Origin of the sequence: Pseudomonas sp. ADAK21, from assembly GCF_012935735.1 — a bacterium.
GTDB lineage: Bacteria > Pseudomonadota > Gammaproteobacteria > Pseudomonadales > Pseudomonadaceae > Aquipseudomonas > Aquipseudomonas proteolytica.
In genome coordinates, this window is sequence record NZ_CP052857.1 from 3707018 (window position 1) to 3724338 (window position 17321).

At 60.2% G+C, this 17321-nt stretch carries 20 protein-coding genes and 2 pseudogenes; 12 read left to right on the plus strand and 10 right to left on the minus strand.

The window, feature by feature from the left end; translation table 11 throughout:
* Positions 1–22: 22 nt before the first annotated feature.
* Complete coding sequence (locus tag HKK57_RS16735) at positions 23–400, minus strand: hypothetical protein (protein WP_029296441.1); 378 nt, start codon at positions 398–400, stop codon at positions 23–25.
* A 199-nt stretch (positions 401–599) separates the two neighbouring features.
* Between HKK57_RS16735 and HKK57_RS16740 the strand changes: the two genes are divergently transcribed.
* The 3 genes from HKK57_RS16740 (at position 600) to def (ending at position 2463) form a co-directional block, all read left to right on the plus strand.
* A complete protein-coding gene (locus HKK57_RS16740) occupies positions 600–791 on the plus strand; it encodes a CsbD family protein (RefSeq protein WP_029296443.1) in 192 nt (63 codons plus the stop codon).
* A gap of 175 nt (positions 792–966) precedes the next feature.
* On the plus strand, positions 967–1920 hold the full coding sequence (locus tag HKK57_RS16745; RefSeq protein ID WP_029296445.1) for a YihY/virulence factor BrkB family protein: 954 nt from the start codon (positions 967–969) through the stop codon (positions 1918–1920).
* 3 nt (positions 1921–1923) lie between these two features.
* Positions 1924–2463 carry a peptide deformylase gene (gene def / locus HKK57_RS16750; protein ID WP_029296447.1) on the plus strand — a complete coding sequence of 180 codons (540 nt, stop codon included), beginning with the start codon at positions 1924–1926 and terminating at the stop codon, positions 2461–2463.
* On the opposite strand, the gene HKK57_RS16755 is transcribed toward def, so the two are convergent.
* Positions 2460–2876, minus strand: a complete 417-nt coding sequence (locus HKK57_RS16755) for a GNAT family N-acetyltransferase (RefSeq protein ID WP_029296449.1) — start codon at positions 2874–2876, stop codon at positions 2460–2462. The two genes, def and HKK57_RS16755, sit on opposite strands and share 4 nt — an antisense overlap.
* Before the next feature lie 805 nt (positions 2877–3681).
* Between HKK57_RS16755 and HKK57_RS27365 the strand changes: the two are divergent.
* Positions 3682–4458, plus strand: a pseudogene (locus HKK57_RS27365) (PAS domain-containing protein); the annotation flags it as partial.
* 120 nt (positions 4459–4578) lie between these two features.
* A pseudogene (locus HKK57_RS27370) lies at positions 4579–5001 on the plus strand (methyl-accepting chemotaxis protein); the annotation flags it as partial.
* Positions 5002–5126: 125 nt separating this feature from the next.
* Here HKK57_RS27370 and HKK57_RS16765 read toward each other — a convergent pair.
* From HKK57_RS16765 to HKK57_RS16780, 4 genes are all read right to left on the minus strand, one after another.
* Positions 5127–5627 carry a hypothetical protein gene (locus HKK57_RS16765; RefSeq protein ID WP_029296453.1) on the minus strand — a complete coding sequence of 167 codons (501 nt, stop codon included), beginning with the start codon at positions 5625–5627 and terminating at the stop codon, positions 5127–5129.
* A gap of 150 nt (positions 5628–5777) precedes the next feature.
* The gene (locus HKK57_RS16770; protein WP_029296455.1) at positions 5778–6515 is read right to left on the minus strand and encodes an NAD-dependent epimerase/dehydratase family protein; all 738 of its coding nucleotides are present in this window, start codon (positions 6513–6515) and stop codon (positions 5778–5780) included.
* A 10-nt stretch (positions 6516–6525) separates the two neighbouring features.
* Positions 6526–7158, minus strand: coding sequence for a glutathione S-transferase family protein (locus tag HKK57_RS16775; RefSeq protein ID WP_029296457.1), 633 nt, complete (start codon positions 7156–7158; stop codon positions 6526–6528).
* Between the two features lie 179 nt (positions 7159–7337).
* Entirely contained in the window at positions 7338–8369 is a 1032-nt protein-coding gene (locus tag HKK57_RS16780; protein ID WP_029296458.1) for a LacI family DNA-binding transcriptional regulator, read from the minus strand.
* A 213-nt stretch (positions 8370–8582) separates the two neighbouring features.
* Between HKK57_RS16780 and HKK57_RS16785 the strand changes: the two genes are divergently transcribed.
* Complete coding sequence (locus tag HKK57_RS16785; protein ID WP_029296460.1) at positions 8583–9116, plus strand: gluconokinase; 534 nt, start codon at positions 8583–8585, stop codon at positions 9114–9116.
* An 83-nt stretch (positions 9117–9199) separates the two neighbouring features.
* Positions 9200–10552, plus strand: a complete 1353-nt coding sequence (locus HKK57_RS16790) for a GntP family permease (protein WP_029296462.1) — start codon at positions 9200–9202, stop codon at positions 10550–10552.
* A 118-nt stretch (positions 10553–10670) separates the two neighbouring features.
* Here the strand turns inward: HKK57_RS16790 and alaC are convergent, their stop codons facing one another.
* A complete protein-coding gene (gene alaC, locus HKK57_RS16795; RefSeq protein ID WP_029296464.1) occupies positions 10671–11882 on the minus strand; it encodes an alanine transaminase in 1212 nt (403 codons plus the stop codon).
* A 195-nt stretch (positions 11883–12077) separates the two neighbouring features.
* Here alaC and HKK57_RS16800 point away from each other — a divergent pair, with 195 nt between their 5' ends.
* Positions 12078–12560, plus strand: a complete 483-nt coding sequence (locus tag HKK57_RS16800; RefSeq protein WP_029296466.1) for a GyrI-like domain-containing protein — start codon at positions 12078–12080, stop codon at positions 12558–12560.
* A gap of 59 nt (positions 12561–12619) precedes the next feature.
* Here HKK57_RS16800 and HKK57_RS16805 read toward each other — a convergent pair whose 3' ends face one another.
* Together HKK57_RS16805 and HKK57_RS16810 are read right to left on the minus strand one after the other, a co-directional pair.
* Positions 12620–13225, minus strand: coding sequence for a pyridoxamine 5'-phosphate oxidase family protein (locus tag HKK57_RS16805; RefSeq protein WP_169390447.1), 606 nt, complete (start codon positions 13223–13225; stop codon positions 12620–12622).
* Positions 13226–13245: 20 nt separating this feature from the next.
* A complete protein-coding gene (locus tag HKK57_RS16810) occupies positions 13246–13731 on the minus strand; it encodes a GNAT family N-acetyltransferase (RefSeq protein WP_029296471.1) in 486 nt (161 codons plus the stop codon).
* Positions 13732–13878: 147 nt separating this feature from the next.
* Here HKK57_RS16810 and HKK57_RS16815 point away from each other — a divergent pair, with 147 nt between their 5' ends.
* From HKK57_RS16815 to HKK57_RS16830, 4 genes are read left to right on the plus strand one after another with little or no spacing between them, the layout of a single operon-like run.
* Positions 13879–14298: a YybH family protein gene (locus HKK57_RS16815; protein ID WP_029296473.1), complete on the plus strand. Its 420-nt coding sequence runs from the start codon at positions 13879–13881 to the stop codon at positions 14296–14298.
* Between the two features lie 42 nt (positions 14299–14340).
* Positions 14341–14685, plus strand: a complete 345-nt coding sequence (locus HKK57_RS16820; protein WP_169390448.1) for a YciI family protein — start codon at positions 14341–14343, stop codon at positions 14683–14685.
* Between the two features lie 34 nt (positions 14686–14719).
* On the plus strand, positions 14720–15196 hold the full coding sequence (locus tag HKK57_RS16825) for an SRPBCC family protein (RefSeq protein ID WP_070995340.1): 477 nt from the start codon (positions 14720–14722) through the stop codon (positions 15194–15196).
* Complete coding sequence (locus HKK57_RS16830; RefSeq protein WP_169390449.1) at positions 15193–16422, plus strand: RNA polymerase sigma factor; 1230 nt, start codon at positions 15193–15195, stop codon at positions 16420–16422. The genes HKK57_RS16825 and HKK57_RS16830 overlap by 4 nt, the downstream gene beginning before the upstream one ends.
* Before the next feature lie 7 nt (positions 16423–16429).
* On the opposite strand, the gene HKK57_RS16835 is transcribed toward HKK57_RS16830, so the two are convergent.
* Positions 16430–17284: a LysR family transcriptional regulator gene (locus tag HKK57_RS16835; protein ID WP_154906735.1), complete on the minus strand. Its 855-nt coding sequence runs from the start codon at positions 17282–17284 to the stop codon at positions 16430–16432.
* Positions 17285–17321 lie beyond the last annotated feature (37 nt).

Here is a 17321-nt window from a genome sequence, read left to right on the forward strand (position 1 = left end):
TCCCACATTTTTGAGCGCCTGCTTACAGGGCGAACTGCGCGAAGCTCACGCCAGCGCCTGCCGGGCGTACATCCTTGAGGAACGAGTCCTTGTCCGCGCTCAGCTCCAGGGTAATCTCCGGCTTGCGCTTGCCCGCATTGCGCACCACCAACCCTTCAAGCTTTTCACGCAGGAACGCGGTCGGTACTTTCAGGTGCAGCAACTGGTCAGTCTCGGCGTTGTGCATCAACAAGTGAATCCACTCGTACTGGCCAATGGCAATGCGGGCCACCGGCAGGTCGAACCACCAGATGTTGCGCTTGCGGTCCAGGTCGGTGAAATGGCAGTTGTTGACGCCGAGCACGGCACCGCCCAGTTCCAGGTTTCTGCGGGCGATGGCCTGTGATTTATTGAGTTTCATAACCTTCCTACGGGATCTGTTATTCAGCGATTGAGCCTGAATCTGCCGGGCATTCTCGGGGGTTGGCGGCAAAACATAAAGCCAAACCTGTATGGGGTGATGAAATGCCTCACGCAAATAATTGAAACTCTGCGCAGAGGCCCAGGGTCAACCCTTACGTAATGACCAAAACCCTTGATTGTTCTTACGGAGAAATACCATGGGCAGCACAGCGGATAAGGCAAAAGGTTTAGCGAACGAAGCCATCGGCAACATCAAGCAAGGTGTCGGCAAAGCCACTGACAACACCAAACTTGAGACCGAAGGCAAGATTCAAGAGAAGAAGGGCGAAGCCCAGCAAGCGGTCGGCAAGGTCAAGGATGCGGTAAAGAATACCGTCGACAAGGCTTGATTCCAGCATTTGCAACACGCAGTACAACGGCCATCCACGGATGGCCGTTTTTATGTCACGCCCGATGTTTAAAGTTTCGAAATTGTTTCAAGGTCGCCAAATAGGCTACCTTGATGTAGAAAACGGCCCCTGAGTCGCCCACGAACTCAACCTTTTTGCGGCGAAAGGAGACGCTATGATTTTTCCGGTATTAAAAGATCTGCCGCTGCACCGCGTATTGATGCGCACCGTCACAGAATTCATCGATGACGAGATGCCCACCTACGCCTCGGCACTGGCCTACCAGATGCTGTTTTCGCTGTTCCCCTTCCTGCTGTTCCTGATTGCCCTGATCGGTTTCCTGCACCTGCCGGATTTCTTCAGTTGGCTGCGCCTGCAATCGGAACTGGTGCTGCCGCCCCAGGCCCTGGAGCAGGTCAACCCGGTGATCGACCAATTGCAGCAATCCAAGGGCGGGCTGCTGTCGGTGGGTATCGTCATCGCGCTGTGGACCGCCTCGGCCGGCGTGCGTCTGATGATGAGCGCGATGAATGCCGCCTACGACGTGGTGGAAGGCCGACCGATCTGGAAGCGCTTCCCGCTGTCGATTCTCTACACCGTGGGCATCGCCGGCATGTTGCTGGCCGCTGCTGCGCTGATGGTGCTGGGGCCGCAAGTGATGGAGTGGCTGGCCGGGCAGATCGGCATGCAGGAATTTGTCGTTACCCTGTGGACCATCCTGCGGTGGCCCTTGATCGTGATCCTGCTGATGTTCGCCGTGGCGTTGATGTATTACGTGATGCCGGATGTGAAGCAGAAATTTCGCTTTATCACGCCAGGCTCAGTGCTGGCGGTGGTGGTCTGGATCGTGGCTTCATTGGGCTTTGGCTATTACGTCAAGACCTTCGCCGACTACAACGCCATGTATGGCAGCATCGGTGCGATCATCGTGCTGTTGCTGTATTTCTACATTTCCGCCGCCGTATTGTTGCTCGGTGCGGAAATGAACGCGGTGATCGAACATATGTCCGCCGAAGGCAAGGATCCGGGGGAGAAGGATTTTGGCGAACACCACCCCGATGAAAAACAGCATGTCTCGGGCCTCGGCCGGGACCACTCGATTCCCAAGCCCACCACTGATGAAACCTGACCGATGATTCGTGAAATCCTGAAAATGGGCGACGAACGCCTGCTGCGTATCGCGCCACCGGTACCACCGGAAATGTTCGACAGCCCCGAGCTGTGGCAACTGATCGATGACATGTTCCAGACCATGGAGCATGTGGGCGGTGTCGGCCTGGCCGCGCCGCAGATTGGTGTCGATCTGCAACTGGTGATCTTCGGCTTCGAAAGCAGCGAGCGCTACCCGGATGCCCCGGCGGTGCCCCAGACCATCCTGATCAACCCGCTGATTACACCGCTGAGCCCGGTGTTGGAGGAGGGCTATGAAGGCTGCCTGTCGGTGCCAGGCCTGCGTGGTGCAGTGGATCGCTACCAGCAGATTCGCTACGAAGGGTTTGACCCCAAGGGCGAGCCGATTGTGCGGATTGCCGATGGTTTCCATGCGCGGGTGGTGCAGCACGAATGCGACCACTTGATCGGTCGCCTGTACCCTTCGCGCATCACTGATTTCAGCAAGTTCGGGTTTATCGAGGTGATGTTCCCTGAACTGGATCCTGCCGCCGACGCCTAGGCCTGGCGGCACACGCCCATGGCGATCATCGGCTTGTTGCGCTTATAGCGCACCAGGCGCTCGGCCAGGGACTGTGGCAACACCGTCTGCTGGCTGAAGCCCTGGGCTGCATAAAACCCTTCCAGGTCCGGGTGGCACAGCAGCCATACCGAGCCTTCGACAGGCGCGATCGCTTGCGCAATCAGCCGCGTCGCCAGCCCTTGCCCACGTAATGCCGGATCGACAAACAGCCCGGTCAGCCATTGGCCGCCGACCACGGGGCTCAGGCACAGACCGGCCACAATCTCGCTATTACGCGCCACCCACAATTGGCCGCCCTTGAGGGCTTTCATCGATGAGTCGTGGCTGCGATAAAACTTGTTAAGCAGCGGCCACAGGGGCTCTGCCAATCGATCAATGTGCAACTCGGGCATGGTGGTATGACAGGTGTGATCCAGGGGCGGGGATTATAAGTCGGGCAAAGCGCCTTCTGGTGGACAATAGGTGTTATACCCCTTGTTACTTCCTCTGTTAGTGGAGCATGCAGCATGGCCAAAGGTATGGATTCAAAGAAAGCCGCGAAGAAAAAACCGGCAAAGACCGCTGATGAAAAACGTGCGGACAAAAAAGCCAAGAAGACCGAGACAGGCCTGTTCGGTCACTGAGTACTTCACTGTAGGGGCGAGCTTGCTCGCGAAGAGCGTTAACGAAAACGCGTGTTCGCAGGAAAAACACGGCGCTCTCGAGCTTTTCGCGAGCAAGCTCGCTCCTACAGCGGCATCGATACATCCTGCCCCTGCACATCCCCTCCAACACCTGTCTATAAATGCTGGCTGATTAATGGCCTTGCATAGCGCCAAGCCCTGTCTATGCTCACCCATAACCACTTATGTCGCTTGCCATATGAAGCGTTTCGGATGGCTGTTTGCATAGTGGTTGATGAGCACTATACAAACTGTGAATAGATAAGTGCGTATGTCAAAGCGCCGGAAAAAGGAGCTGCAGGTTAAATGGATTTACGTGTGTCGGTTAAAGCGGGCCCCGGCTGGGGTCATCAAGAAAAGGATGCCTTGAAACGAGCGTTGTCCCATGGACTCTCCGATTAGCCATCATTTATCTATCGCCTGACACTTGTCCTGCCTTATGGACAGCTGCGTTTGCCTGTTTTGTGGAAAGTTGTACTGGGTCAAATCCAAGAACTAACCGTCATTCAAAGACAGCGCTGAAGGTGATCCGATCATGTTTAACCTCCACCACAAATCCGACCTGTTGGAAATCGAGCGCTTTTCCTGCGCGCTGACCCAGGCCCAAGCCAAGTTGGCGGCCATCAGCCGTTCCATGGCGATGATCGAGTTTGATCGCGACGGCGTGGTACTGGATGCCAACGAAAACTTCTGCAAGGTCATGGGTTACAGCGCCGAGGAAGTACGCGGTAAACACCATCGAATCTTCTGTGAAGAGTCCTATTACCGCAGCGATGACTACGCCAAATTGTGGCGCGACCTGGGCCAGGGCGAACCCATCAGCGGCACGTTCATGCGCTTGACCAAAACTGGCCAGGAAGTGTGGCTGGAGGCCAGTTACATGCCGGTCTACGGTCCGGATAAACAAGTGCAGAGCGTGATCAAGGTGGCTGCGGACATTTCCGAACGGGTTCACCGCGAGCACGAAAACCAAAGCCTGATCGATGCCATAGGCCGCTCCATGGCGGTCATCGAGTTCACGCCCCAGGGGCAGATCCTCAATGCCAACCAGAACTTCTTGAAGACGGTGCAGTACTCTCTCGGTGAAATTGTCGGCCAGCACCACAGCATGTTCTGTCATCGCGCCGAGGTGGAATCGCCGACCTACAAAGCATTCTGGGCGTCACTGAACCGGGGCGAATTCCACTCCCATCGTTTTGAGCGGCGCAACAAACAGGGTCAGACGCTATTTCTGGAAGCCTCCTACAACCCAATCTTCGATGCCAACGGGCGTCTGTACAAAGTGGTGAAGTTCGCCAGTGACATCACCGACCAGGTCACTACCTTGCGCACCGCTGCCGATTCGGCCCATGCCACCTCGGTGCAGAATGACGCCTGTGCCCGCAAGGGGTCGGAAGTGGTGCAGCAGACGGTGCAGATCATCGAAGAAATTTCCCGCGACCTCAATCAAGCGGCAGTCAGCATCGACGCGGTAAGCAAGCAGTCGGACATTATCGGCACCATCGTGCAGACCATTCGCGGGATTGCCGATCAAACCAACCTGTTGGCGCTTAACGCGGCCATTGAAGCGGCACGGGCCGGTGAACACGGGCGGGGTTTTGCGGTGGTGGCGGACGAGGTGCGCAGCCTGGCGGCGCGTACCAGCCAGGCGACAATCGAGATTGTCGATGTGGTGCGCAAGAACCACGACTTGTCCCTGAGCGCGGTGTCGAGCATGCAGTCGAGCCTGAGTCGTACCGGCCTGGGGGTGGAGTTGGCCAATGAAGCGGGGCAGGTGATCCTGGAGATCCAGGAAGGCTCGCGGCATGTGGTGGACGCCATCGGCCAGTTCAACTCCACCCTGCAACTGCAATAGTGCCTCTGTGTAGGAGCGAGCTTGCTCGCGAAAAACTTCAACGATAACGCGGGGTATCTGGTTCCCCGTGGCGGTCTCAGGTTTTTCGCGAGCAAGCTCGCTCCTACAAAGGGCGTTGTGCTAAGTCAGATCGCCGCCAGGGCGTCTTTCACGGCCTTGATCTGCGGATCCGCAGTCTTCTCGGCGAACTGCTCCGCTACCTGCATCTTTAGGCGATCAGCCACTTCCTGGGCAATAGCGTCTTGTTGTTCCACGGGCATCGCTTTTACATCGTCTTCGGTCAGGCCCTTTTCCAGCAGGATCTGATCGCGGATGCGTTCGGCCGGGGTCTTGGTCATATAGTCGGTGAATTCTGCGCGAGCCTGGGTGCTGGTCGCGGTGGTCGGCGTGGCACTGGTCGGCGGGGTCGCTTGCAGTTGCAGGCGGGTCTTGGCAAAAGCGGCATCCACGTTGCTTGCGGTGGCGTCAGTGGCCTTTTGCGTGGCCTGCACCTGGGTCGCGGCAGCAGCATTCTGCACGTTCTGCATCACGCCACTGTACAGCGCACTGGCGGCGGCGTTGGCGGGGTCCAGGTCGGGGCGTTTGGACTGTTGGATCACGGACGAGACTTGGGTATTGACCAACATGATCGGGCACCTGTGGGTTTGAACGATGCAGAGGATTAAGCAATTAGCGTGCCGAGAGCCAACACCCCCGGGTTCATTGGCTTTGAGGGCGCTGCATAGTCATGAGGGGTGCCGCCAACGGCGAATGTTTGCCGCCGGCGGCCACAGGCTTCAGTAGGTGATGGGAATTTCGAATAGCTGGAATGCGTCATCTACCGGTCGATAACCCAGGACCCGCGTGGTCTCGCTCAAATCCAGGCGCTTGAAGCGGTTGTTGGAAATGCCATGGGCGATCAGGTGCTTGACCCCCTCGGCCTCCACCGAACGCTGCAACAACTGGACGGCATCCCGAGGGCTGAGCCAGGCGCTGAGGTCGCGAGCGTTGTTCAGGTCGTGGGTTTCGGCAAATTCAAAGGCCCCAATGCGTAGAGCGATAGTGGAGAGTGGGGTTTTGGCCGCGTAATACCCGCACAGCGCTTCGCCGTAGCATTTGCTCACGCCATACAGGTTGGCCGGCAGCACCGGCATGCCGGGGGTGATTTGCCGGTCCACCGGATAGCCTTCGATGGTCTGGGCGCTGCTGGCGAAGACCAGGCGCTTGACGTGGGCGGCCACGGCCGCTTCGAACAGGTAGGTGGTGGCGAGGATATTGTTGGGTAGCAGTTCGTCAAAGGTCGCGCTGGCGTGGGGAATGCCCGACAGGTGCACGATCACATCGATGCCGTCGAGTAGCGCTGGCAGTGCGGTTTTGTCGCTCAAGTCGGCCTGCACGAAGCGATGGCCGTCGAGGGCGAAGCCTGGTGTGACGCGGTCGGTGAGGGTGAAGCGGTAACGATCTTTCGAGGCTTCGAAGAAGGTCTTGCCGATTCTGCCGCAGGCACCGGTGAGCAGTACGTTGAGTCCTTTCATCGTGTAGTCCTTAGTTGTGACCGTCGAGGGCAAAAGCCTGGAAACCTGGGCGCTGGCTGAGTAGGGCGTAGTACGCGTCCACAGCCGGGTAGGCAGGGCGCTCCATGGGCGTCATCCGCCAGCGGTGCACTGACAGGCCGATCAGGATATCGGCCAGGGTGAAGTTATCCCCGGCCACATAGGCGCCGGTTTTGATCAATTGTTGCTCCAGCAGTCCCATCTTGTCGTTCCAGCCGCGCACGCCGGCGGCAACGCGCTGCGGGTCCTGGAAGTCCGGGTTGTTGCGCACCAGGGCATGGAAGGCGTAGCCCCAGGAGGGGTTGAGCTCGGTGGCTTGCCAATCCATCCATTGCTCGACCCTGGCCCGTGGCGCAGGGGCGGCGGGCAGCAGGTCGTGGCGTTGGTGCAGGCCCACCAGGTAACGGCAAATGGTGTTGGATTCCCATAGCACGCCGTTGTCATCGACGATGACCGGTACCTGGGCGTTAGGGTTCAGGGCGAGGAATTCGGGTGACTGGGTAGGGGTGAAGCCGATGCCCCAATCTTCACGGTGGTAGGGGATAGCCAGTTCCTGGCAGGTCCACAGGACTTTTCGTACGTTGATGGACGAAGTGCGACCCAAGATTTTCAGCGCGTGTCCCATGGTGCTTCCCTGGCAAAAGGTGAGTTGGGCAATTTAGCAGGGGCGCGCGAGGACAGCGATAGAGTTAAGTGGGCACGCTCAAAAATGTGGGAGCGGGCTTGCCCGCGATAACGGTGTGTCAGGCAATACATCTGGCACTGATACACCGCTATCGCGGGCAAGCCCGCTCCCACATTGGTTCAGGTACTCTCGCGCACCTTCAATTCAAACCCCATATCCACCACCGGCCGGGCGATCTTGTTGCCTGCCATCACTGTCAGCAAATGCTCTGCCGCGCGTCGGCCAATGGCTTCGCGCGGGGTGCTGATGCTGCTCAGGCGCGGCACCATGAAGCTGGAGGCGGGCAGGTCGTTGAAGCCCAGCACCGCCACTTGCTGCGGTACCTTGATCCCGTGGCGCAGGGCTTCGAGCAAGGCGCCGTGGGCCAGGTCATCGTTGCCGAAAAAAATCGCGTCCACGTCCGGATGGCTGGCCAGCAGTTGCAGGAACAGTTCACCACCCAGGCCCACCGACGAGGGGCGCGGGGTCAGCAGTTCCAATGCCGGGTCGTACAAACCGGCCTTCTGCAGGCCTTGGCGGAAGCCTTCGCCGCGCAGCAGCGTGCGCTGGTCCAGCTGTGCGCCAACATAGGCCAGGCGCTTGCGACCCCGGGAGATCAGGTGGGCGGCGGCGGTTTCGCCGGCACTGATCTGCGAGAAACCCACGCAGTTGAGGCCGGCCGTGGGGTCCAGGTCCATCATGTACACGCAAGGTACATTGCTCGACTCCACCATGCGCCGGGCGCTTTCGGTGCGATCAAAACCGGTCAGCAGCAAGCCCCGCGGCTGATAGGCCATGTAGTTGCGCAGCAGGTTTTCTTCTTCGTCCCGGGAATAGTGGGTATTGCCGATCAGCACTTCGAAGCCCTTGGGTCGCAACACCTGGTGAATGGCCTCCAGGGTTTCGATAAACAGCAGGTTGGACAGCGAAGGCACCAGCACTACCACCGACTGGCTCTGTGCAGAGGCCAGGGCGCGGGCGGCCGGGTTGACCACGTAGCTCAGCTCGGCGGCGGCTTTTTGCACCTTTTCCACCAGATCGGGGGCCACGGTGCTGATGCCGCGCAAGGCCCGGGAGGCCGTGATCGGACTGACGCCCGCCAGGCGGGCAACTTCGTTGAGGGTAGGGCGACCCGTCGTGCGGGTATTTTTATCGTTCTTGGAGGTCATCAGGCGGCTTGCCAAACAAAAATCGAGGCACTAAGGTAGCGCTGTCTCCAAAGGCCTGCAAATACTTGCGCAAAGGGTTGCCTGATCCTTGCTCAAACGGTTGGAGCGGATGCACGCGTCACTCCATAAAAATGACAATTAGGCGCGGGAAAAGCCTGTTTTTGCACTAGCCTTAGGGCGTGCAAAGGTAGCGCTATCTGCGTCCTGAGGTGTTTCATGAGTCAACCTGTTACCGCCCTGGTCATCATGGGTGTTTCCGGCTGTGGCAAGTCCAGTGTCAGCGAGGCCCTGTGCCTGTTGAACGGCGCCACCGCCATTGAAGGCGACAGCTTTCACCCGGCTGCCAATATCGAAAAGATGAGCGCAGGCCATCCTCTCAACGACGACGACCGTGCCGGCTGGCTGGACATCCTCTGCGATGAGCTGCGCCGTGCGCTCAAGGCTGGCGAGCATCCAGTGCTGACCTGTTCGGCGCTGAAGAAAAAATACCGCGACCACCTGCGCGAAGCCGCGCCGGGCCTGGGCTTTGTCTTCCTGGAACTGACCCGCGAGGTGGCCGCCGACCGCGTGTCCCATCGCCCCGGCCATTTCATGCCGGCCAGCCTGATCGACAGCCAGTTCGCCACCCTCGAATCGCCTATCGGCGAGCCGCTGACCCTGGCCCTCAATGCCAGTGAAGACAGCATCGAGGACCTGGCCGCGCAGACCCACGCCTGGTGGCTGACCCACGGCTTTGAACCTTCCCGATGATTTTTTGGCCGAAAGATAGCGCTATCTGGCGGCACGAAACTCAACGCCCGCTTTAATAACAACAACAAACAGGAGAGATCCCCATGTTTGGAATGTCCCACGAGTCGTACCTGCTGCTTGATGCAGTGGTCACTATCATCGGGCTGATCGTGTTGATCACCCGGTTCAAGGTTCACCCCTTTATTGCCCTGATCATCGCCGCAGGCTTCCTTGGCCTGACCTCGGGCATGCCCGTGGACAAGATCATCAAGGCCTTCCAGGACGGTTTCGGCGGTGTGCTCGGGTTTGTCGGGATTATCCTGGCGCTGGGTACGATGCTCGGCAAGATGATGGCCGAATCCGGCGGTGCCGATCAGATCGCGCAGACCCTGATCCGTGCTTTCGGCAAGGACAAGGTGCAATGGGCGATGATGTTCGCCGCCTTCCTGGTGGGCATCCCGCTGTTCTTCGAGATCGGCTTTGTGCTGCTGATCCCGCTGGTGTTCATCGTCGCGCGGCGTACCGGTGTATCGCTGATCAAGATCGGCATCCCGCTGCTCGCCGGCCTGTCGGCGGTCCATGGTCTGGTACCGCCGCATCCGGGGCCGCTGCTGGCCATCGGCGTGTTTGGCGCAGACATTGGCAAGACCATTCTCTACGGCCTGATCGTTGCCTTGCCGACCGCCATCATTGCCGGGCCGATCTTCGGTACGTTCATTGCCAAGCACATCCCGGGCAACCCGTCCCAGGAGCTGGTGGATCAACTGGCCCGTGAGACCGACTCGAAAAACCTGCCGAGCTTCAGCATCACCCTGATCACCGTGCTGCTGCCGGTGTTCCTGATGCTGCTCAAAACCTTTGCTGACATCGCCTTTGCCGAAGGCAATGTGGTGCGCAACTGGATGGACATGATCGGCCACCCGATCAGTGCCTTGCTCCTGGCGTTGCTGCTGTCGCTTTACACCTTTGGCCATCGCCAGGGCATCCACTCCAAGCAGATCCTCAAGCTGCTCGACGCCAGCCTTGCGCCGACCGCCGCGATCATCCTGATCATCGGTGCCGGCGGTGGTTTCAAGCAGATGCTGGTGACCAGCGGCGTGGGTGACGTGATCGGCCATATGGCGGTGACGGCGCAGATCAATCCGATCCTGCTGGCCTGGCTGGTGGCGGCGGTGATTCGCATTGCCACGGGTTCGGCGACCGTTGCCACCATTACTGGCGCGGGTATCGTGGTGCCGGTGGTGGGGATGGTGCCGGGGGTCAACCTGGAGTTGCTGGTGCTGGCGACGGGGGCGGGGTCGTTGATTCTGTCGCACGTCAACGATGCCGGGTTCTGGCTGGTGAAGCAGTACTTCAACATGACCGTGGCCGAGACGTTCAAGACCTGGACGGCGATGGAGACCATTCTGTCCATCGTGGCACTGGGCTTCATCATGTTGCTGTCGTTGGTGGTGTAACCCAAGCAAAATGTGGGAGCGGGCTTGCCCGCGATTGCGGTGTATCAGTGCAAGATGTATTGCCTGACACACAGCAATCGCGGGCAAGCCCGCTCCCACATTCGTTATCGGGCAGCTATCAGGCTTTGGTGACCAGCCCATCAGCCCGGAACATGGCCCGGATCCCGCGCACCGCCTGGCGAATGCGGTCCTGGTTCTCGATCAGCGCAAAGCGCACATGGTCATCGCCATACTCGCCAAAGCCGATCCCCGGCGAGACACACACCTTGGCTTCCAGCAGCAACTTCTTGGCAAATTCCAGGGAGCCCATGGCGGCATACGCCTCGGGAATCTTCGCCCAGACGTACATCGACGCCTTCGGGTTCTCCACCATCCAGCCCAGCTCATGCAGACCCTTGACCAGCACGTTGCGGCGTTGGCGGTACTGCTCGGCAATGTCTTTCACACATTGCTGGTCACCTTCCAGCGCGGCAATGGCCGCCACTTGCAGCGGGGTGAAGGTGCCGTAGTCGTGGTAGCTCTTGATGCGCGCCAGGGCGTTGACCAGTTCAGCGTTGCCAACCATAAAGCCAATGCGCCAGCCGGCCATGTTGTAGCTCTTGGAGAGGGTGAAAAACTCCACCGCAATGTCCTTGGCGCCCGGCACCTGCATGATCGACGGGGCTTTCCAGCCGTCGTAGACGATATCGGCGTAGGCCAGGTCGTGGATCACCAGCACGTCGTACTGTTTGGCCAGGGCGATCACCCGCTCGAAGAAATCCAGCTCCACGCACTGCGCCGTGGGGTTGGACGGGAAGCCGAGGATCATCATCTTGGGCTTGGGGATCGAACCGCGAATCGCCCGTTCCAGCTCGGCAAAAAAATCCACGCCGGGAATCAGCGGCACCGAGCGCACCTGGGCGCCGGCAATCACGGCACCGTAGATGTGGATCGGGTAGCTGGGGTTGGGCACCAGGACCGTGTCGCCCTGGTCCAGGGTGGCCAGCATCAAGTGCGCCAGGCCTTCCTTGGAACCGATGGTGACGATGGCTTCGGTTTCCGGGTCGATATCCACTTCATAGCGATCCTTGTACCAGCGCGAAATAGCGCGGCGCAGGCGCGGGATGCCTTTGGAGGTGGAGTAGCCGTGGGTGTCTTCACGCTGGGCGACGGTCACCAGTTTCTCCACGATATGCGGTGGAGTCGGGCCGTCGGGGTTACCCATGCTCAAGTCGATGATGTCTTCGCCGCGCCGACGCGCAGCCATCTTCAGCTCGGCAGTGATATTGAAAACATAAGGGGGGAGTCGATCTATGCGCGCAAAGCGGCGCGGCGAACCTTGGTCAGCCATTGTTGCCTCGGAGTACGTAAGCGCCCGGAACCGTCCGAGCGACGTCGGCCACTGCGGTGGCCTGCGGGGCAGACAATACGGGCGATGACAGCCGGTTGTCCAGATGGCGTAGGAAATTTTTCCATCTGGAGTGTGAAGTGCGTATGCCCCTATACTCGGTATGGTTTTGGTCACTCACCCATGGAGATTGTGCAGATGAACCAACAGGCAACGCTACCCCTCGAACCCCGCATGGAAGAGGGCAAGGCCATGGTGATCGCCGGGGTCGGCGGTCATTACGGCAAGGCCACGCTGGGGGACATCCCGAAGTTATGGGAGTTGTTCGACACCTGCATCAAAGAGATCAAGAACCGCATCGGCGGCGTGACCTACGGCGTTTGCTATAACGCCACGCAAGAAGAATTCGATTACATCGCCGGGGTCGAAGTGCCGGCCAAGGGCGATGTGCCAAGCAACTTCGAATCCATCGAAGTGCCGGCCAATCATTATGCGGTCTTTGCGCATTACGGGCCGGTGTATGCGCTGTCGCAGACCTATGAGCGAGTCATGTACGAGTGGCTGCCGACCTCGGGTTACACAGTGGCGGGCGCGGATTTCGAGCGCTACAGCGCCGACTTCGATGTGGATAAGGGCACCGGCACCGTGGAAATCTGGCTGCCTGTCAAAAAGTTTGCATAACCTGTAGGAGCCGGCTTGCCGGCGATGGCGAACCAAAGGGCGCCATCGCCGCTGGGGCCTCAATACAACGTGGCCTTTACCCGCTCCGGCATCTCCCGGTCATAGGCCTCGGCATCGAACTGCCCATCATTCAAACGCTTGTGAATGGCGCCCGCTGATGGCAGCGCCGTGCGCTGCAGATGCTTGTCCGGGTTCCAGCAGTCGGAGCGCACAAAGGCTTTGGAGCGGTGGAAATACGCAGCGTCCACCTGCACCACAATCACCGACCGCGCTGGCTTGCCATTCACCGCAAAGCTTTCCAGCAACTGAGGCTCGATGGAGATCTGCGCCCGCCCATTGACCCGCAACGTCTCACCGATCCCCGGGATGATAAACAGCAAGGCGATGCGCGGGTCCACCAGCAGGTTGCGCAAGGTATCGAGCCGGTTATTGCCCGGCCGATCCGGAATCGCCAGGGTGCGCTCATCGATGATGCGCACAAACCCCGGCACATCGCCCCGAGGCGAGCCGTCGAGGCCATCAGGCCCGCAAGAACTGACAATCACCAGCGGCGAGGCTTTCACCATCGCCTGGTAATCCTCATTGAGAAATCCGATTTCCTTGTGCACGGCGCGCTCGTGGGGCTTGCCGTAAAGGGTTTCGAGCTGTTCGAGGCTGGTTAGCATGGGAGTCTCCTTGTGCGTCGTCAGAACAGTAGCGACAACCGCCGCTCATAGCCAACCCGCCCCTTATACGCCTCGCCCCGGTCTACCCAGCCTTGCTGCAAGTACAAGCTCATCGCCGCCACATTGTCGCTGTCCACCGACAACTCCAGGGCGGTGATCTGCGGCCAGGCCTGGCGGGCGGCGGCGGGCAGGGCTTGCAGGCAGGCTTTGCCGAAGCCTCGGCCTTGTTGGTGGCGATCGACTTGCAGGGCATGCAGGGTGGCGCTGTGTTCGCTGGCCCAATGGGGCAGGCAGGGCGGGCGCTTGAGTAGCAGGAAGGCTACGGGAATGTCGTCGGCCAGCAGGGCGAAGCCCCTGATGCCGGGGCTGGGGTTGACCTGCAGGCTGTTCAGCGCGCAGTAGATGTCGCCGCTATAGGGCAGTTGCTCGGGGTGGACTTCCAGAGTGGCGAGTTGCTGTTGCTGGACAGCGGTCAGCGTCTCATAGGGCGCGAGGCGGGTTTCCATCGGGCAGGTATCCGAAGTCCTACAGGGAAGTCGCGAATTCTAGCGGCTTTACCCTCGGCGAAATTATTTTTCGCAGGCTTGTCGATTTGCCGGCGGGGCATTCGACCAAAGGTGTCTTCCGTGATTTGCACCCCGAGGAGCATCGCTATGAACAACGCAATCAACAGCCTGATCGAGCAATGGAAACAAGCAGTCATCGCTAAGGATATCCAGCAGATTGTCAGCTTTTACGCCGACGATATCGTCGCGTTCGATGCCGTCAATGCCCTGCAGTTCAAAGGCAAGGCAGCCTACCGCGCCCATTGGCAGGCCTGCATGGAGTCTTGCCCGGGCCCCGGAATCTTTGAGTTCCATGAGCTGCATATCGTCGCCGCCGAAAACAGCGCCTTTGCCCATTGGCTCGCGCACTGTGGTGGTTCGGGGCCAGACGGCGTGCTCAAGACCTGCTGGATGCGCGTCACCGCCGGTTATCAGCGGACCAACGGGCAATGGCAGGTGGTGCATGAGCACTGGTCTGCACCGTTCGATATGGAAACCGGCGCCGGTCTGTTCGACCTGAAACCTTGATCGCCGCCAACTATAGTCAGTAGTCCGCAAACGGAGAACGCCATGAAATACCTGTGCCTGGTCTACAGCGCCGAAGCCTTGCTGCACAGCCTGCCCGACAGCCCCAAGGACCCGGAATGCCGCGCCTACGCCGAAGCGATCCACGCCAGTGGCCGCATGCTCGCGGCGCAGGCCCTGGAGCCGGTGAGCACGGCCACCACCGTACGCATGCGCAACGGCAAGCTGTCGATCACCGATGGGCCGTTCGCCGAAACCAAGGAGCAGCTTGCCGGCTTCTACCTGATTGAGGCCAAAGACTTGAATGAGGCGCTGCAGGTAGCCGGTGGTATCCCGGCGGCGCGGGTCGGCAGTGTGGAAGTGCGCCCCGTGCGTGAATTGAATCTCTGAACCCAACAATCACAAGACTCAGGAGGTTTACCCAATGAACACTCAACCTGCTGCATTCGAACTGTCCATCAGCCGCGTGATCGACGCGCCACCGAGCCGGGTGTTTCGCGCCTGGACCGAGCCGGCCTTGTTGCAGCAATGGTGGGGCCCTCACGGCATGACCACGCCGGAGTGCGAAATGAACCTGTGGGTCGGTGGCCTGTTTCGCACCCTGATGCGCGCGCCGGATGGCAGCGAGTATCCGACCCAGGGCGTATTCCTGGAGATCGACGCGCCGCGCCGGCTGGTGTTTACCGATGCATTCCTGCCGGGTTGGATTCCATCGGGCAAGCCGTTCATGAGCGCCGAAGTGACCTTCGAGGAGGTCGAGGGCAAGACCCGCTACACCGCCCGCGCCATGCACTGGAGCGAAGCCGACAAGCAGGCCCATGAAGCCATGGGCTTTCATCAGGGCTGGGGCGAGAGCCTGGATCGGTTGGTGAGCCTGGTGACCCAGAGCCTGCGCGATTGACCGTCAAAGACCAGGTCGAGGCGATCTACCGCAGCGAGTCCCGGCGCATCCTGGCGACCTTGATTCGCCTGCTGGGGGATTTCGACCTCGCCGAAGAAGCCCTGCATGAGGCGTTCTTCGTCGCGGTCGAGCGCTGGCAGCAGGAGGGGGTGCCTGACAACCCGCGGGCGTGGCTGGTCTCGACCGGGCGCTTCAAGGCCATCGACCGTCTGCGTCGCCAGGCCCGCTTCACCCCGTTGCTGCAGGAGCAGGCCGATGCGCTGCAAGCGGCTGACTGGAGTACCGAAGACGTGGAAGACGACCGCCTGCGCCTGATCTTTACGTGCTGCCACCCGGCGCTGGCGGCGGATGCCCAGGTGCCGCTGACCCTGCGTGAGATTTGTGACCTCACCACCGAGGAAATTGCCCGAGCCTTCCTGGTCACGCCGGCCACCATCGCCCAACGCATCGTGCGCGCCAAGGGCAAGATCCGCGAAGCGAGGATTCCCTATCAAGTGCCTGCCCTGGCGGAGTTGCCCGAACGCCTGGACAGCGTACTGCGGGTGATTTATCTGGTGTTCAACGAGGGCTATTCGGCGTCCATGGGCGCCGACCTGACCCGTGATGACTTGACCCGCGAGGCCATACGCCTGGGCCATCTGCTGTTGGAGTTGCTGCCGGAACCGGAAGTCATGGGCCTGCTGGCCTTGATGCTGCTCCACGAGTCCCGGCGCCCGGCCCGGTTATCACCTGCCGCTGAACTGGTGCTGCTGGATGAACAGGACCGCACGCTATGGGATGCAGGGTTGATTGCCCAAGGTTGCGCGTTGGTGCAGCAGGCCCTCGCCACCCGGCGCTTTGGCCCTTACTGCCTGCAAGCGGCGATTGCGGCAGTGCACGCCGAAGCGCCGAGCGCGGCGCAGACGGATTGGCCACAGATTATTGGTTTGTATGACGTGTTGCTGAGGATGCTGCCGTCGCCGGTGATCGAACTCAACCGCGCTGCTGCCCTGGCCATGCGCGATGGGCCCTTGGCGGGGTTGCAGCAAGTGGAGGGAATCCTGGCGCGTGGCGAGTTGCTGGACTACCACCTGGCGCATTCGGCGCGTGGGGAGTTCTGCCGGCAATTGGGGCGTATGAAAGAGGCGCGCCAGGCCTACGAAAAAGCCCTGGCCCTGACCCATCAAACCCCGGAAAAACGCTTCATCGAACGTCGCCTGGCCACCTGCACCGACACCTCCTTGTAGGAACCGGCTATTCGAGCATTTTTTCCAGCAGCCAGCTCCCCGCAGGGCCTGGCGGGTGTTGCCGTGACCATAAGGCATCCACGGCCACCGAGCGTGGCCAGCCGCGAGCCTTGAGCTCCACCAGTTGGCCATTAGCAAAGCGCTCCACCAACCAGGGCGGCAAGGCTGCCCAGCCAAAACCGAGGATGGCCATTTCCATCAGCATCAAAAAGCTGGGGGCGGACCACACTCGGCCGGTCTGCCGGTTTTCATTGGGGTTGATGATGCTTGCCAGGCGCAGCTCGCGATGTTGTTGCAGGCTTTGCTGATTGATGGGATCGAGGCTGGCCAGTGCATGCCGCGGGGAAACAAACAGCGCAAGTTGCGCGCCCTCATCGACGGTGGCGTGGGTCAGGTCTGGCGGGTAGACCTCCTGGGCCTCGATAAACGCGAGCTGCGCCCGCCCGCTTTGCACCAGGGCGATGAGGTCTTCGCATTCGGCAATCAGCCACTCCAGCTCCAGGTCTGGATAGCGTTGTTCCAGGGCGCTGAGCAGGGTTTCGAAGCGTCCCGACTGATAAGTATCGGACATGGCAATACTGAGCTTGGGCTCCAGCCCCTGGGACAACTGGCTAGCGGCGAGTTCCAGGCGGCTGCTGGCCTCCAGCACGTGTTCGGCCCGTTGCAGCAGCACATGCCCGGCCGGAGTCAGGGTGGGTTTGCGGCTGCTGCGGTCGAACAGCACCACGTCCAGATCAATCTCCAGGCTGGCCACTGCGGCGCTGACCGTTGATTGGCTCTTGCCCAGTTTGCGCGCCGCCGCCGAAAACGAGCCTTGGGTCGCCGCTTGCACAAACGCTTGCAACACTTCATGCGAAGCCATCATCTATCGCCTTGATCGATGGTTATTGATTATTAAG